The organism is Microcystis sp. M49636_WE2 (genome assembly GCF_030065375.1).
Lineage (GTDB): Bacteria > Cyanobacteriota > Cyanobacteriia > Cyanobacteriales > Microcystaceae > Microcystis > Microcystis aeruginosa_C.
The window spans coordinates 1-15,947 of record NZ_JASJFG010001003.1 but is presented as its reverse complement, the minus strand read 5'-3'; the positions used below and the strand labels follow the sequence as shown (position 1 = coordinate 15,947).

15 protein-coding genes are annotated in these 15,947 nt (G+C 42.4%); 2 read left to right on the top strand and 13 right to left on the bottom strand.

Going from position 1 to position 15,947, the window contains the following annotated elements; all coding sequences use genetic code 11:
- A partial coding sequence (locus PX484_RS23060) for a phage integrase SAM-like domain-containing protein (protein ID WP_288105707.1) occupies positions 1 to 320 on the bottom strand: 320 nt, incomplete at its 3' end.
- Positions 321 to 460: 140 nt separating this feature from the next.
- Positions 461 to 1,279, bottom strand: coding sequence for a hypothetical protein (locus tag PX484_RS23055; RefSeq protein ID WP_288105704.1), 819 nt, complete (start codon positions 1,277 to 1,279; stop codon positions 461 to 463).
- A 245-nt stretch (positions 1,280 to 1,524) separates the two neighbouring features.
- On the opposite strand from PX484_RS23055, the gene PX484_RS23050 reads away from it, so the two are divergent.
- Positions 1,525 to 2,688, top strand: coding sequence for a cysteine desulfurase family protein (locus tag PX484_RS23050; RefSeq protein WP_287664698.1), 1,164 nt, complete (start codon positions 1,525 to 1,527; stop codon positions 2,686 to 2,688).
- Between the two features lie 62 nt (positions 2,689 to 2,750).
- Here PX484_RS23050 and PX484_RS23045 read toward each other — a convergent pair whose 3' ends face one another.
- Positions 2,751 to 4,223, bottom strand: a complete 1,473-nt coding sequence (locus PX484_RS23045; RefSeq protein WP_002799996.1) for an NADH-quinone oxidoreductase subunit M — start codon at positions 4,221 to 4,223, stop codon at positions 2,751 to 2,753.
- 363 nt (positions 4,224 to 4,586) lie between these two features.
- Between PX484_RS23045 and PX484_RS23040 the strand changes: the two genes are divergently transcribed.
- Entirely contained in the window at positions 4,587 to 4,868 is a 282-nt protein-coding gene (locus PX484_RS23040; RefSeq protein WP_353853260.1) for a DUF4282 domain-containing protein, read from the top strand.
- Positions 4,869 to 4,984: 116 nt separating this feature from the next.
- Here PX484_RS23040 and PX484_RS23035 read toward each other — a convergent pair whose 3' ends face one another.
- The 10 genes from PX484_RS23035 to dxr form a co-directional block, all read right to left on the bottom strand.
- Positions 4,985 to 5,479: a pentapeptide repeat-containing protein gene (locus tag PX484_RS23035; protein WP_287764998.1), complete on the bottom strand. Its 495-nt coding sequence runs from the start codon at positions 5,477 to 5,479 to the stop codon at positions 4,985 to 4,987.
- Positions 5,480 to 5,861: 382 nt separating this feature from the next.
- Positions 5,862 to 6,527 (bottom strand): hypothetical protein, encoded by a 666-nt coding sequence (locus PX484_RS23030; RefSeq protein WP_287765000.1) that lies wholly within the window; start codon positions 6,525 to 6,527, stop codon positions 5,862 to 5,864.
- A 2-nt stretch (positions 6,528 to 6,529) separates the two neighbouring features.
- Positions 6,530 to 7,780, bottom strand: a complete 1,251-nt coding sequence (locus PX484_RS23025; protein WP_287765003.1) for a GUN4 domain-containing protein — start codon at positions 7,778 to 7,780, stop codon at positions 6,530 to 6,532.
- Positions 7,781 to 8,488, bottom strand: a complete 708-nt coding sequence (locus tag PX484_RS23020; RefSeq protein ID WP_288105699.1) for a S1 family peptidase — start codon at positions 8,486 to 8,488, stop codon at positions 7,781 to 7,783.
- Between the two features lie 152 nt (positions 8,489 to 8,640).
- The gene (locus tag PX484_RS23015; RefSeq protein WP_287765008.1) at positions 8,641 to 9,168 is read right to left on the bottom strand and encodes a COP23 domain-containing protein; all 528 of its coding nucleotides are present in this window, start codon (positions 9,166 to 9,168) and stop codon (positions 8,641 to 8,643) included.
- A gap of 453 nt (positions 9,169 to 9,621) precedes the next feature.
- Positions 9,622 to 11,493, bottom strand: coding sequence for a serine/threonine-protein kinase (locus PX484_RS23010; protein ID WP_287765011.1), 1,872 nt, complete (start codon positions 11,491 to 11,493; stop codon positions 9,622 to 9,624).
- A gap of 110 nt (positions 11,494 to 11,603) precedes the next feature.
- Positions 11,604 to 11,960: a hypothetical protein gene (locus PX484_RS23005; protein ID WP_287765014.1), complete on the bottom strand. Its 357-nt coding sequence runs from the start codon at positions 11,958 to 11,960 to the stop codon at positions 11,604 to 11,606.
- A 537-nt stretch (positions 11,961 to 12,497) separates the two neighbouring features.
- Positions 12,498 to 13,169: a riboflavin synthase gene (locus PX484_RS23000; RefSeq protein ID WP_002800010.1), complete on the bottom strand. Its 672-nt coding sequence runs from the start codon at positions 13,167 to 13,169 to the stop codon at positions 12,498 to 12,500.
- 15 nt (positions 13,170 to 13,184) lie between these two features.
- A complete protein-coding gene (gene proA, locus PX484_RS22995; protein WP_287765016.1) occupies positions 13,185 to 14,480 on the bottom strand; it encodes a glutamate-5-semialdehyde dehydrogenase in 1,296 nt (431 codons plus the stop codon).
- Between the two features lie 482 nt (positions 14,481 to 14,962).
- The coding region (dxr, locus tag PX484_RS22990; RefSeq protein ID WP_288105694.1) for a 1-deoxy-D-xylulose-5-phosphate reductoisomerase at positions 14,963 to 15,947 on the bottom strand (985 nt) is incomplete at its 5' end.

Below are 15,947 nucleotides of genomic sequence, written 5' to 3'. Positions count from 1 at the left end.
CCTTTTTCCAGTAAGAAAGTGTAGAACTTTTTCAGACTACCTGCGTTAGCCTTGAGGCTTGATTGACTGGCCCACAGGGCCTTTTTGATAAACCAATAACCCAAAAAGTCACCGACCATATCTACCCCGTCTTTAGCTTCTACTGCATCCTCATAGAGTAAATATTCGTTGATATAAAAATCTATATTTGAAATATGATTATTAATGGTTTTTTCCGACAAACCTGATGATTCTAGCCAACTCTCGAAATCCTTTAGTAATTCATGATTGACTTTTCTTATCTTTTGACAGTCAGCCTCATATTTCTGGGAATCATCCATCTCAAATTTCTCTCCTCTAAATCGCTGCTCAATGGTCAATAGGGTAATTAATCAAGTCTTTTTTTCCAAGCGTCTAAAGCCGCCATTTTCTCCTCAGGGTCAAGGTCGGCCAACCGCCGGAATCGCCTTTCTCTTTTCTGCTAAATAGCTCCAACGATGTTAGACTCAATTTGCTCAATGATGGCGGCCACATCTTCTTCTGTATCTCGAGGTTGGGTTAATTCCACATCCGTTGAGGAGAGGTACATTTGGGCCCAGTCTAGGTTTTCCAGTTCACACTGGTCAATCACCGAACTGGGGATGTTTTTCAGGGTGATGCTATCCCATTCAATGCCGATGAGATTGCTCTGCCGCTCAATTATCACAATTCTTCCTTGCCAACCACCGATGTCAGTCCCCAAATCTGGGTCAAGTACACCCTGTTTGACGATGACCGAGTCGCCGACTTTGAAGGCAAACTCTGACTCGGAAAATTCGGGCGACAAGCTGGAGGCAACCGAGAGATGATACTCGCTTCCTAGCTCTTTTAACTCAAAATCCACAATCATCCGCTTGTTTTCCGAGAAATAACGGTTTTTCCTAGCGATTAGCTCCTCGATTAGCCCTTGAATATCCGCCTTGAGCCTTTTATCTCCTTTAAGAAGGTCTTTATTAAAAACTCGGTCTATCATCTCTTGCCGCTTTGACTCGGGGGACAACGCCAGATTCCAAGCGATTATCCCTATGGTCAGCAGTGTTCGCATAGATCCCTTCGTTTCATTGGATTTGCGGTAAGGCTCGATAAAATCATCCAGAACTTCCGACATTGTGACTTCCCTGGGAGGAGAGACGACAAAGTCCTTGAAAGCCGATGACTTTTCTCTTAATTTCTTCTCAAAGCTTTTCAAGGGTTTTTCGGATCCTTGGGACATTTTCTGCAGCCTGAGCAGTTCACTAAATGCCTTCGATTTTTTAGCCATGATTGAGCCAGAAAATATGTGTTATTAATCCTGTTGGGTTGCTGAACAACATTGGAATAGGGAAATTGTAACTGCTGTCAGGGAGCGATTGCGCTCTCATTATTAAATCTTAAAGTTCTGGTCTGAGTCGTCAGCTGTTGACTGCTATCCGATACTTTTTTGTTAACATAGATTAGCAATGCACTTTCAGAGATTCTCTTAAAACAGAGGATATCTCCTTCCCAAATCCCCCGCAAGGGAAAAATATGTCTCAAAAGCCGATTTATCTAGATTGCCACGCCACGACACCCCTAGATCCGCAAGTTCTGGCGGCGATGTTACCCTATTTTACCGAACACTTTGGTAATGCCAGTAGTATTAATCATGTCTATGGTTGGACAGCCGAGGCTGCGGTTAAACAGGCACGAGAAACAATCGCCGCTGCTATTAATAGTAGTCCCGAAGAAATTATTTTTACCAGTGGAGCAACAGAGGCCAATAACCTAGCTATCAAAGGGGTTGCCGAAGCTTATTTCGCCAAGGGACGGCACATAGTTACGGTGGTGACAGAACATCGCGCCGTTTTAGATCCCTGTCATTATCTGGAAAAATTGGGTTTTGAGGTGACAATTTTACCCGTCAGTGGTGATGGTCTAATTGACTTGGAATTACTAGAAAAATCTTTGCGTCCTGACACGATTTTGCTGTCAATTATGGCGGCTAATAACGAGATTGGGGTGATTCAACCTTTAGCGGCAATTGGTGCGATTTGTCGCCAGTATCAGGTACTTTTGCATACGGATGCGGCCCAAGCAATCGGGAAAATTCCCCTAGATGTGGAGGAAATGAATATAGACCTGATGTCCTTAACTGCCCACAAAGTCCACGGACCGAAGGGAATCGGTGCGCTGTACGTCCGGCGCCGGAACCCCAGAGTTCGTCTCGCCGCTCAAATTCAAGGGGGAGGCCAGGAAAAAGGACTGCGATCGGGTACAATATTTACACCACAAATTGTCGGTTTTGCCAAGGCGGTAGAATTGGGCATCAAAGCGATTGAAGAAGATACCAGCTACTTAAATCAGTTAAAAGCCCGTTTATGGGAGATTATCAGTCAATTAGACAGAATTTATCTCAATGGTCATCCTAGCCAAAGATTAGCCGGAAATTTAAATATTAGTATTGAAGGGGTGGACGGTGCGGCGTTATTGTTAGGATTACAGCCAATAGTGGCTCTTTCCTCCGGTTCTGCCTGTTCTTCTAGCCATACCGCCCCCTCCCACGTTTTAACTGCCTTGGGTCGCCCCGAATCTCTTGCTTATGCTTCCCTGCGCTTCGGGTTGAGTCGTTTTAATACTTTAGAAGAAATTGAACTGGTGGGGGAACAGGTGGTTTTAACGGTTAATTCCCTCCGCAAGGCCAAAAATTTTTGACGTTTCGGCTCCTATCCACAAGTTAGTTTCGGTCTAGGTTTGAAAAATTCCGGAAAAGGTTTCTATGATTGCCTTTGACTGATTGCCGTGCCAGTTAATAACATTGATGCTTGGTTTTCAGTCCAGTGAATCATCCAACTCGGTTGTAATCCCAAAACAATAATAAATAAAGCCAAAGCAATTTCGGGAAATCTTTCGGGCCAGGTACTGCGAGGAATGCGCGATAATTCAGGGGTTAAACGACCAAAGAAAACCCGATTAATCATCAGGAGAAAATACACTGCGGTTAAACCACTAGCAACCAAACATAAGAGCGTTTGTATCGGAAAAATCGGGAAACTGCCACGAAAGACCAAAAATTCGGCGATAAATCCCACCATTCCGGGGATGCCGGCGCTGGCCATGGCCGCTAAAATCATTAACATTCCCGTGATTGGTAAACCTCTTTCTGGATTTAATAAACCGCGTAGATAATCCACATCCCGGCTGCCGGTTTTTTTATACACTACTCCCACCAACAAAAATAACAAAGCGGAAATTAAACCGTGACTAATCATCTGCAAAATCGCCGCGGTGATGCTTAATCTGGTGGTGGCCGCCGCCGCTAGTAAAATATAGGCCATGTGGGAAATGGAAGAATAGGCGACCACTTTTTTCATATCCTTTTGGGCAATAGCGCAACTGGCCCCGTAGAGGGCGCTGATAGCTGCTATCGTTGCTAACCAAGGGGCGATAGTCACCCAAGCATCGAGGAATAAACCGACTCCAAAGCGCAGCAGTCCATAGGTTCCTAATTTGAGTAATATTCCCGCTAAAAGCACAGAAACGGGGGTAGATGCTTCGACGTGGGCATCCGGTAGCCAAGTATGAAAGGGAAAAATCGGGATTTTGATGGCTAATCCAATCAGAAGGGGGATGAGGAGCAGTAATTGAGTTTTAACGTCTAAATTGTTCGATAAAAGGGGGTTATAGGCGAAATTATTAGCACCGGTTAGCCAAACTAAGCCGAGGAAAGAGATTAGCACTAAAAAGCCTGAAATTGCCGTGTATAATAAAAATTTCATGCCCGCATAACCGCGTCTTTGACCCCCCCAAATGGCAATGAGAAGGTAAAGCGGGACGATTTCTAATTCGTAAAATAGGAAAAATAGCAGTAAATCCTGCGCTAGAAAGGCCCCCGCTACTCCGGCATTGAGTAACAAGAGCAGGGAATAGTAAAATTTCGGACGGTTAACCTCTGTGCCACTAGCATAAAGAGCAATTATTGTCAAGATGCTGTTAAGAAAAAGTAATGAAAATGATAAGCCATCGACACCGAGGGCATAATTGAAACCGAGGAAATTAATCCAAGGCAGGTTAACCGTGAACTGCATTTGCGGGTTACTAGGGTCAAATTGCCAGCCAAGGAGAATATTCAGCAGTAAGAGAACGACAGAAAGAGTTAGAGCTAATCCTCGCACTTTTTTCGCCTCTAGAGGCGTGTAGGCAATCAGTATCGCCCCTATAATCGGTAGCCAAATAAAAGCGTTCAGCATTCTTTACTGGAAATGGGGATGATAAACCTTCCTATTATTGCCTGAGCGGTCAATCTTTGGCAAGATAAGCTGTTAAACATTTAACTGAGTGTCAGCAGAAATCCCCGACGATTAAGTACGTCGAATAATTGTAAACTTTTGTCAAAAAATGCAGTCATATCAAAGAATCGTCGCTAAACTTCCAGAAAGTTTCTGTTATTTCAGCCTATTGTCAGAAATCTACTTCAAGCTTCTGGGTGTGATATACGAAAAATTCTGCGATTGCACCAAAACAGGCTGATATGCCGAAAGTTTCCACAGATAATTACTCAGACCTCAAAAAATTGCCGTTTATTAAGAGAGGAGTAAGTTAAATGCCGAGTAATTTTTTCAGTTTATTATTCGACTTCCAAATTTATTGGAATTAGAATTATTGGTTTAATTTACGGAGTAGGGGGAATTTTTATCTTCCTATTTTCTTTAGGATTTTTGATAGGTGGATTTCAAGCAGGTCCTGGTCAAGGTTTACTGGCTTTTCTCTTGTCTCCACTTTTATTCCTATCACTCCTGATTAGCTTTCGCATTGGTTTAGAGGGATTTGTGGCCTCACTAAAAACTGCTGAAAATACTTCAGAGCTTGTTGAACACTTCAAACGGCTTCCTTAAGTCTGGAGTTTTTCATCGCAAGCTTCTGAAAACAAGTTAAGGTCATGCCAAATCATTAACCCTTAAATGAACTACTCCACTATGCTACGAGATTGAGTAGAGTGGTTCGTTTTTATTTATTTACACCATGCTGCACTTGCGCTTCCATCCAACCCTGTATAAGTATCACATCTCACACCATTAAAATTAGCACCTGTCACATCCGCCCCTGTAAAATTAGACCGGCCTATGTTAGCATTTATCAGGCTTGCTCTTTTTAAATTAGCATCCATTAATTTTGCATAGCCCATATAAGCACTATTAAGTCTAGCATTTGATAAATTTGCTCCTATTAATTTGGTACTATTCAAGTTAGCTCCCGTCAAAATTGCGCCACTTAAATTGGCTTTGGTTAAATCAGAATCACCAAGACTAGCACCACTTAAATCAGCGCCTTGTAGGTTAGCGTGTCTTAGATTTAATCCACTCAAATCTGCACCGCTTAAATCACATCCGGGGCATTGTTTTGTTTGCTTAAATTTTTTCACATGATCGATATTTTCAGCACCGATAGAACTTGCTAAACTCACAGAAGATAGAACGATTATTGAAAAGATGACAGTAAGTTTCATAGCTATTTTACCTCAATTTTTTTCAAACAAATAAGTAGCTGGTTATAATTAAATTTAAAATGGATTTTAGGTTCGATCCCCCCTGCTCCCCTTGATAAGGGGGGTGCCGATCCCCCCTTAGTCCCCCCTTAATAAGGGGGAATCTGATAATTTTTAACGCCTACCTACTTAAGAAGCAATTATAACATAGTATTTCCCTGATGCGGACAAAAAGGATGCTATCCCTCAGTGCATTTTCTGAGGGCAGTTTATCCTCCACTAACCCTATTAAGTCCAACGAAACTACCTTTGAGATTTTCATTACTAGGGAAATCTCAAAGCTGTTGAATCATATCAAATAAAAGCCTTTTTTAGTAGAGCTTTTACCTATATTGAGCGAACCCTATCTTGTAACATCGGGAGGAGGAGATGGACATTCATAGACTGTTACTTCGTACATCTCCTTCGACTCACAGATGAGGCGATTACCCGGACAAACATACTTGGTTCTTGGTTCTTTATTCCTTTCTTCAACAATGGTTGTTGTTTCCACGTATGCCGTGAAGGTTCCCTCGTCAACTATTGTGTTTTTTTCCTTAATTTTATAATCGAAATCGTTTTCTCCCTGTCTGACGATTAGATATAGTCTATCGTGTCCCGGACCGATGGTTATCTCGGTAATTTCGGAGCCTCTGCCCCGGCTATAATCTCGGTCAGTGAAGGGAAAAGGATCGCTCGCCACTCCCCGGCTAACATTTCTAACAATAACCCTTCTGTCCCGACTCGGAGGGAAGGCCGTGGAGGTAAAGCTTGCTCTTACTATACCTTTAGAAAAACCTGGGCATTCACCAGTGTATCGGTACATGGGAATCACCAATCTGTTGAGAGAGGGACTTCCTATTATTTCCAAACCAACTTCCGGCGATTCCGTTTGCTTATTCTGTTGTTGTTGGTTGCTGGTGATAATTGGCGGGTAAATATTTATCGCTTGGGTATTTGACGGCAGACAAGTTAGGCAGAAACTTAGGCTGAGAAATTTCAGAGGTGAAATGAAACCGTTATTCATCATAATTAGGGTTCAGATTCGCTTGAGATTATATTCTCTATAATACCTGAGTCTGTGAAACTTAAAGCATCGCATTTTTCCAATCGGTTAAGGAATGTTCCGAAGTCGGAAGCGGCAAGAAGTTTATAGGATGGCAAGTGACCTTTTTTGGCTTCAAGACTGTAGTTGGGGGGATTGGTCAATGGTCCTTCATAGCCACGCCGCCACCCTACCCTCTCTTCAAATTGCTTATAGTCATTTTTTACGCCTCTCCAGATTTCCCCCTGAACGCTAAAGCCAAAACGTCCACTGGAATATTGCACCCAAAGTCGATTAATAATCTTCAGGTTAGAACAAGACAGATTGTTGATGATGTTTCCGTTAAAGTAGGTTTGATCTGTACCTCGAAGCATTAGTTTTTTCGTTTCGGCTTCGGCCCGCTGCCAATTTCCCTGTTCGAGAAGACTGCGAAGTGTCTTAAAGAGATTATTATCGGGCAGCGGAGTGGCTCGACAGTCGGCCACTACTTGGATATTTTGCCAGCTTGCATAAAGATTAATAGGAACGGATAAAAATTCTTTAATTTGTGTGTTAGGGTCTATGTCAACTCTTCCATTAATTCCCACCAAACAGCCGTTTTCGTGTAATAGTGGACCGCCACTCATTCCCTGTACAAGTTCGAGTTTATGGACAATTTGATATCCCCCGGCGGCTTTTCTGTCAATACCAAGTATATTCCCTGGACCCAAAAATCGCGCACGTCGGTCTCGGCTAGTTTTGCTAATTTCTGCCCAGCCAAATACATAAACTTTACTTGAGCCAGATAGCTGTTCTGCATTACCTATTCTGACAATTTCGTATTCTATTGTACTAAAAAACTTGAAAATTGCTAAATCAGCATTCGGATGAATTCTTACCGAGGAAATTTCACTTATATATTGTTGTCTGTCAGAAGTTTCAACGCGATAGCCAGTAGAGTTGGGCATCGGTTCGGGAGTTAGCTTATTTTCTTGATCGCAGAATGTTGAATTGAGAAACACATGGCAGTTAGTCAGGACAGTATATAAGTATCCTTCCTGTCCTTTAAATATATATTTTTGTTTCTGGACAATTGCTCCAGTACCTGGATTATGACCGTCTATTCTAATTATTTTGACTGTAGTTTGTTTGGCGATTTCTTCAACTTCGCTTTGGGAGAGAGCTAATAAGCCTTGCTGAGTTAATGAAACCGCTATTAATCCAACAATAAGCCAGTTTATTGTAGCTAATATTTTCATCTATTTATCAGATATTACTTTAATAATTTGTTCGCTGGGGATTGCCCAACTTGAGTTATTGATTAGAGTCTGCAAATCCGGCGATGGTTGAGAACCATCTTCATAATTATCGGAGTTTTCCCACAAAACGGGATGTCTGCCGCTGATGCCGACTAATTCTCCCTTTTGATTGAGTAATGGACCTCCGCTCATTCCCTTTTCAAAGTCGCCATTATATCCGATTTGATATCCTCCTTCTAGCGGTTTTTCTAAGAATGCAACTATTTTACCCGGTGTAAAATCAAACTCGTCGTTTAGGCTCTGAGTGCTTTCTTTTGTTTCTTTTTGTTGTATTGACTCATTGGCTGGATAGGCAAATTGTGGTTGCAAATAAAAAGGGAAACCCGCCGCTAACACATATTCCCCTCTCTTTAGGTTAGCGGAGGAACCTAGACGAGAAGCTACATAAAAGCAGGGGGATTTAAATTGTAGTAAGGCTAGGTCATTCCGAGCAAAATTTGCAGTTTTTACCACTTCTGAAATATGAATCTTTCCGTCAAAGGTTTGAATGCTGTAGGAAAAGTGATTATCTTTGAGAACATGGGCGTTAGTAATCACTTTATAATTGTTGTTTTGGGAGTAAATTATTACTCCAGAACCGATAAATTCTGATTCATATAATATTTTTACGGTGATAACTTTAATCTTATTATATAAAGAATCGATCAAAATTGGTCGAGAAGATGGGCATCCCGACCGAATAATGTGAGGAGCAAAGTAGCTATTATCTGCATCAGTCACTAGCCTTAAGGCTGGACTACTGATGAGGAACATTATTAGTAAAAGTTGACATTGGGATTGGTTCACTGCCAAACTTACTCCTAGCGAGGCTCATTTTCTGAAGCTTCGATTGTTAGTTCAAGAATGTCGATAAAAGTATATATATCAATATTAAGTTCTCCTTCTGTATCATAGGAAAAAATTTGTTTAGTGACCTTAAGTGTTGAAGTATTAGCATAACGATTCATCTCAAATAGTTTCTTGGCAACTTCTTGAGCATTTACTCCTGTTTTTAGAGTGAATAATACTTGGTTTTTAGCGCAACTTCCGCCCTTAAATGTAGAAACACAGACGACGGGATAGCCGTTGACAGTTGAAGTTTTAACATTGGTCAGCAGAGACTCGTATTGATTAAAGCGATCGGAAACCGTGATGCAGCGTTTCCTGTTGTCCCATCCTGACTCGGCAAAGTCGTTAGATGTCCATTCAATTATCGCCATGTGTCTTTTCTTGCGTTTGACAAAGGTATTCCACTTTCCATGAAGTTGGGCGCAGAAGAACAGTCCCTTTCCTGCGGACTTGCTAGGTTCTGGTAAACTAAAAGTGACCGCACCAGTTAAAAATAACATCGCCAGAATTTGGCATGGCTGTCGGTGTTTCATTCTCAATGACCTCTTTTTTCGTTTTAGTCGCTAGTCTAACATGGGATTCATCCCAAATCAACTTTTAATAATACGATTAACTCCCGATCGAGCTTTAAAAACCTGCGCCCCGCTTCCCACTTAAGTAGCTGGTTATAATTAAATTAAAAATGGATTTTAGGTTCGATCCCCCCTGCCCCCCTTGATAAGGGGGGTGCAGATCCCCCCTGCCCCCCTTGATAAGGGGGGTGCAGATCCCCCCTTAGTCCCCCCTTAATAAGGGGGGTGCAGATCCCCCCTTAGTCCCCCCTTAATAAGGGGGGCATCTGATAATTTTTAACGCCTACCTACTTATTTATAGCTATCAGTCATCAGCCTTGAAGACGTTATTAAACAAGATGTAGTATAAAAGCTGGTCAGGATAATCTTGACACCGATAATTCAGAAACTCGGCCGCCAAACTTTGATTTTCTTGTCAAAATTGCTGGCAACGGTACGCCCATCTCCACTGAGGGCGATCATTCTAGGTGAATCGAAAGATTTGGGAGAGGAAGGGGAGTAGCTAAAAATCTCCTTTTTGGTGTTTAGGTTCCATAATCTAATGGTTTCATCGGAACTGCGGCCAGCAATTATCTTGCCATCTTCGCTGATAACTATCAAACAGATATCGGCGGATGACCCTGCTTGGAGAGGAGAATCTTTCCAATCGCTATCTTTCCAGATTCTGATATTGTCTTGGCAACTGCTACTAGCGGCGGTGGTTCCATCGGCACTGACGGCAACCGAGGGGGCTGTCCATGGATTGATAGAGGGAAAAATGCGTGGTTCGTATGGGTTACTGCCTTGTTTTTGCCAAAAACTGATGTCACCGCCCGAATGTCCGCTGACGATAATTGATGCGTCTTGATTAATGGCAAGGGATACCACCTCTTTTTCCACCGGTAGCGTCTCGATTAAATTTCCCGTTGACAGATTCCAGAGTTTAACTGTTGCATCTTCTCCACCAGTAACCAGTGTATTGCCATCGGAACTTAAGGCTAGGGCGATCAAACCTCGTTGGTTTGGCAGGGTAATACGTTCTTTCCCCGTTTTTAAATCCCAAACCTTGATTGTGCCATCTTCACTGCTGCTGGCTAATATCTGTTGATCATTACTTATGGCGATCTCTAAAATAGCTTTTCCGTGTCCTGCTATGGTTTTTTTCTGTTTTCCAGTTGCCACGTCCCACAGGTAGATGTTCCCTTTCTCATCCCCACCTAGCAAAGTTTGACCATCTTCGTCTAGTACAAAAGAATTAATCTGGCTCGACGGCTCAATCAAGGGAAGTTCTTCAACCGTTGGTTTATTTGGGAACAAGAAATTCAACCACGGTTTTATTATTGGATGGGCAACCCCAAGAGAAAACCCACCAGTTATAACAATCAAAATTACCGAGAACCAACGTTTAAACCTCGGTGGTGGGAGAATTTTGGTATCAGGAGGAACAACAACAGGCGTTTTTTCCCGTCCAGCGGAACCAGGCAAGCCGGTTAACATTTCTTGAGCAGAGGTGAAGCGATCACGGGGGTGGAAACGGACAGCGCGATCGATAACGGCGGCTAAATTCGAGGGTCGGTGGGGCGCATCTTTTCGCCAGAGGATTTCACCGGTTTTGGGGTGGCTAGTGAGATCTTGAGGAATTTTGCCCGTCAGCAGGAAAATTGCGGTTAGACCCAAGCTGTAGAGGTCGCTGGAGAAAACTGGATGGCCAGCTATTTGTTCTGGTGCCATGTAGCCAGGGGTTCCCAATGAGACTGTTTTACTGCCGACATTGATGTTGTTCACCTCTTTGACAATACCAAAATCAATGAGAACAGGTTTACCGTCGCTGGCCCGCAGGATGATATTGTCGGGTTTGATGTCCCGGTGGATGATTCCTCGGCCGTGGATGTAGTCGAGGACGGGTAGGAGTTCTCGCAAGATTTTTTCTACTTGCTCTTCCGAGAGGTTGCCTTTTTGTTGGTGTTTTTGACTGAGGGTGATCCCTTCAATCCATTCTTGGACGAAGAAGAAATTTTCCCCTTCTGAAAAGTACTCGTAAAGTTCGGGAATTTGTCGGTTATTTCGCCCTAATTCTTCTAAAATAGCGGCTTCTCGCTGGAAACGTTCTTCAAACCAACCGGGAGTTGGTGCTGTGTTAGTTGTATCATCTGGCTTTAGTTGCTTGATTACACATTTACGGCGGGAGGGCATACGAGTATCGATCGCGAGGAAAGTTTCGCCAAAACCGCCTCTACCTAGTGTTTTCAAGATTTCATAGCGATTGTTTAGCATTTAATAGCGACTGTTTAATAGGAATGCTGTTATTTTAAAATAGATAAATCCGTGGGGGTGATTTTCTTTTCAACCCGGGCTGCCGAACATCACTAATAAAAAGCCGGCGATTAATTCACGAGTCGGGGAATTGACAGATCGCAATCCTTTATCCACATTTTTGTCCGAGAGGGTTCATAGAAAACCTGCCAAATTTTATATCCCTGTGGATCGGTTGCTGTAATGCCCGTTAGCAAGACCACCTGATCAACGATTAGATAACTTCCTCTAGTTCCTTTCTGAGCATCATACACTCTACCGTCCGCTCGAATCCTATGATTTTGACAATTTCCCCTGCGACGGGGTTTGATAATAGCAACAACATTACGAAAATTGTTTTCTTGATGTCGAGACCAATTTTGAGCTTCTACGGGACAAATAGCGGAGAAGAAAATCTGTACAGCAAGTAAAGAGAAAATTAATTTCATAGAAAGCAGAGTTTAAAGGAGTATTCTGTTTTCGTACATTAGCCGTTTTTAGAGGGGCTGAAACCTTTAATCTAGTGCTTTTTCCCTCATGGCATATTCTCTTGTAATAAGTAGTCGTGCAAAATAAATTTCCTAGTGAAGAAAGGCAAAAGGCAAGAGGCAAGAGGTGGTTAGATATGTGTAATTAATTTTGCTTAGGTACTTAGTGATGATGGCCGATCTAAATAGGGTTTGCTGAAAAAGCTTTTCCTAGGGGCAGGGTGTGGGGTGTGGGGTGTGGGGTGTGGGGTTTTACCGATTTTCAGGTGGTCAACTACCTAATTTTCAGGGAAAAAGTACCTGAATTTTCCCCCGATCCCCGCAATGGCTGGCACTTTTTGAGGGGAAAAAAGTCCAAAAGTCTTATCCAACAAGGTTTTTAGATTTATTCAGCAAACCCTAAATAGGGTTTGCTGAAAAACTTTTTGCCGCAAACCCTATATATATAACGAGTCGTGCAAAATTGATTTTATAGCTGAAAAGGCTTTTTCTGGAAAACTAATAACCATGTTCAGCCAGAAATTCTAGGCTAATCTCACTAGGAGCGTGATAAGAGCGCATTCCTAGCAATTTTTCCACATATTTGCCTAAAATATCCCCTTCTAGATTCACCCAATCGCCTAATTTTAAATGGGAAAGATTGGTTTCGGCGTAGGTGTGGGGGATGACAGCCACTTTAAACCAGCTACCGTAGGCATCACAATCGGCCACGGTTAAACTAATGCCATTAACAGCTATACTGCCCTTACCGACGATATAACGAGCTATGTAGTTATTCCACTGCTCTTCTAGGGAACTAGGGGCAGCAAAGGTCATTTCCCAAGAATTAGCCACGATTATCGATTCGACTAAACAGCCAATACCGTCCACATGACCCGTGACAAAATGACCGCCGATTTTACTACCCACCCGCAGAGAGGTTTCTAGGTTAACGTTGGTTTCTGTGTGAATTCTTCGTCCTAAAGTAGTGCGCTGTAGGGTTTCCGGGGAAGCAGTGGCCAGAAAACCCTCTGGGAGAATTTCCTCAACTGTCAAACAAACCCCATCCACAGCCACACTATCACCAATAATTAAATCTTGGAGAATTGTATCAGAGGATACAGACAAATAGAGTCTATCAGTGTCCACGACCCGAATTGTTGCCAAGGCTTGAATTAATCCTGTAAACATCGGCTTTTTTCTCGACTATAAATCCTTGTGAGTGAAAGATTGGGAATTTTCCCCAGAATAATCGGCGACAATATGACCATCTCCCACTAATTGATATTTGTAGGTCACTAATCCCTCTAATCCCACCGGACCGCGGGGAGGCATTTTTTGGGTACTGATACCCACTTCGGCCCCAAAACCGTAACGGAAACCATCGGCAAATCGGGTGGAACAATTATGAAAAACTCCGGCAGCATCGACTCGATCGCTAAAGGTTTTGGCCGTGTTAAAATTTTCGCTGACAATGGCTTCCGTGTGTCGAGAACCGTAATAATTAATATGTTCGATTGCCGATTCTAGACTATCGACAATTTTAATTGACAGGATTAAATCACTATATTCTGTTTGCCAGTCCTGTTCTGTGGCCGATGGTACGTTAATCATCTGACGAGTTGCTTCATCTCCCAATAATTTAACCTTTTTTTCCTCTAATGCCTGGGCCACTGCGGGTAAAAATTGTCTAGCGATGTCTTGATGAACCAATAAAGTTTCAATGGTATTACAAGCGGCAGGATATTGGGTTTTGCCATCGACGGTAATCCTAATTGCTTTGCTTAAATCGGCTTCTTTGTCGATGTAGAGATGACAGATACCATCGGCATGACCGAGGACGGGAATGCGGGTATTATTTTGGATATAACGCACAAATTCGTTAGAACCTCTAGGAATTATTAAATCGATGTATTGCTCAAGTTTTAATAGTTCCTGAATTTCTTCTCGTGTTGTTAATAATCGTACCGCCGCCGGATTAACTTTAGTTTGACTCAATGCCTGATGAATAATTGTTACTAAAGCTTGACAAGAACGGATCGCCTCTTTCCCCCCTTTTAAAATAACGCCATTACCGGATTTTATCGCTAAACTGGTAATTTGAATTAAAGCATCGGGACGAGCTTCAAAAATCACCCCTAAAACCCCTAAAGGACAGGTTATTCTCCGAAGAATTAAACCTTGATCTAATTCCCGATTAATTTGCATCGTAGCTAAAGGATCTGCTAATTTAGCCACATCTCGCACCCCGGCAATAGCGGCTTTTAATTTGCCCGGACTTAACTCTAATCGCGCACATAAAGCCGGAGATAATTGCATCGCTTTGGCAGTTTGAACATCGGCGATATTAGCTTCTAGTATCTTATCGGCATTGGCAGTCAAAGCCTCAGCAATAGCCTCTAAAGCTTCATTCCTTTCTTCGTTAGTCAGGATAGCCAGTTGACGACTCGCTTGACGGGTTTCTCTGGCGATTTCGGGGAGGGATAGAGAAGTTGTAACCATAGAAAATTAAAAGTAATAACCGCTATCTTGTTTATTTTATCTTATTTTTGAGAAAGCTTCAGGGTCATTAGACCTCATTGTAAAAATCAAAAATTGTTGTTAGGGTTAGGAGTCAGTAGTCAGGAGAATTAAGAATGAATAATAGTCAATTAAATGGTCTATTTACAGATTTGGCTCTCTTGAGTTTGGTGGGTAAAATGTACTCTAAGATACAGTCCTGCCAGCGAGCGACTAGAACGAACCACAAAGACACAAAGGACACAAAGATCGATCCTATATAAGTTAAACTTATCACACAAAGAATAAGAAAACCCTGATTTTAGGCAATTTAATCTTTATTTTCGACGTTTATTGAAGGTTATCAACTCTTGTCATGATCATCATAAATCTAGTTAAATAGAAAAAATAGCCGAAATTAGTGATTTTTCTATCCTAGACCTGTAGAGACATTATAGTTAACATCCCTACAGGATCTAGACTATCTAGACCGGATTGGCAATCAGACAGTTAGATACTTCTTGACGCGCCCAATTATCGGCGGACAAAATATCATCTAGGCTAGGGGTAGAAGTGTTATGAATTGTAAAGCGATCGCAAACTTTTTCGATCACCCGGGGAATATCTAAGAAGCTAATCTTTTCTTCTAAAAATAATGCTACCGCTTGTTCATTGGCCGCGTTTAATACTGCTGGCATTGCCCCACCTGCCCGGCCAGCTGCGTAGGCTAATCCCATACAGGGATATTTTTGATGATCGGGTTCTTTGAAGGTTAAACTACCAGCTTTAACTAAATTTAAAGGTTCCCAATCGGTATAAATTCTTTCGGGCCAAGACAAGGCATATAACAGGGGTAAACGCATATCGGGCCAGCCTAATTGGGCTAAAACCGAGGTATCCTGTAACTCAATTAAAGAGTGAATAATACTTTGGGGATGAATAACAATATCGATCGCATTATAATCAACACCAAATAAATAATGAGCTTCGATAACTTCTAGACCTTTATTCATTAAAGTAGCCGAATCGATGGTGATTTTTCTGCCCATCGACCAGTTAGGATGTTTGAGGGCATCAGCTACGGTTACTTGTGGCAATTTTTCCACGGGTAGATCCCGAAAAGCACCCCCAGAAGCGGTGAGAATAATCTTTTTTAATCCCCCAGTGGGAACTCCCTGTAAACATTGAAAAATAGCTGAATGTTCCGAATCGGCAGGTAATAATTTAACTCGGTGTTTTTCCACTAAAGGCAACACCACCGGACCGCCAGCAATCAGGGTTTCTTTATTAGCGAGGGCGATATCTTTACCGGCAGTAATAGCGGCAATTGTCGGCAGCAATCCCGCACAACCGACAATTCCCGTGACGACGCTTTCGGAATCGCCATAACGGGCCACTTCGATTACTCCTTCCTTTCCTGCTAGGATAATCGGGGTATAGTCAAGGTCGGAAATTAGGCTTTTTAGGTCT

Bases quoted from the DNA above. Each gene is read 5' to 3' on its own strand.
- PX484_RS23000 (WP_002800010.1), bottom strand. From the start codon at position 13,169: ATGTTTACAGGATTAATTCAAGCCTTGGCAACAATTCGGGTCGTGGAC.
- PX484_RS23055 (WP_288105704.1), bottom strand. From the start codon at position 1,279: ATGGCTAAAAAATCGAAGGCATTTAGTGAACTGCTCAGGCTGCAGAAA.
- PX484_RS23010 (WP_287765011.1), bottom strand. From the start codon at position 11,493: ATGCTAAACAATCGCTATGAAATCTTGAAAACACTAGGTAGAGGCGGT.
- proA (WP_287765016.1), bottom strand. From the start codon at position 14,480: ATGGTTACAACTTCTCTATCCCTCCCCGAAATCGCCAGAGAAACCCGT.
- PX484_RS23035 (WP_287764998.1), bottom strand. From the start codon at position 5,479: ATGAAACTTACTGTCATCTTTTCAATAATCGTTCTATCTTCTGTGAGT.
- PX484_RS23025 (WP_287765003.1), bottom strand. From the start codon at position 7,780: ATGAAAATATTAGCTACAATAAACTGGCTTATTGTTGGATTAATAGCG.
- PX484_RS23050 (WP_287664698.1), top strand. From the start codon at position 1,525: ATGTCTCAAAAGCCGATTTATCTAGATTGCCACGCCACGACACCCCTA.
- PX484_RS23045 (WP_002799996.1), bottom strand. From the start codon at position 4,223: ATGCTGAACGCTTTTATTTGGCTACCGATTATAGGGGCGATACTGATT.
- PX484_RS23030 (WP_287765000.1), bottom strand. From the start codon at position 6,527: ATGATGAATAACGGTTTCATTTCACCTCTGAAATTTCTCAGCCTAAGT.
- PX484_RS23005 (WP_287765014.1), bottom strand. From the start codon at position 11,960: ATGAAATTAATTTTCTCTTTACTTGCTGTACAGATTTTCTTCTCCGCT.
- PX484_RS23015 (WP_287765008.1), bottom strand. From the start codon at position 9,168: ATGTTATTTTTAACTGGTGCGGTCACTTTTAGTTTACCAGAACCTAGC.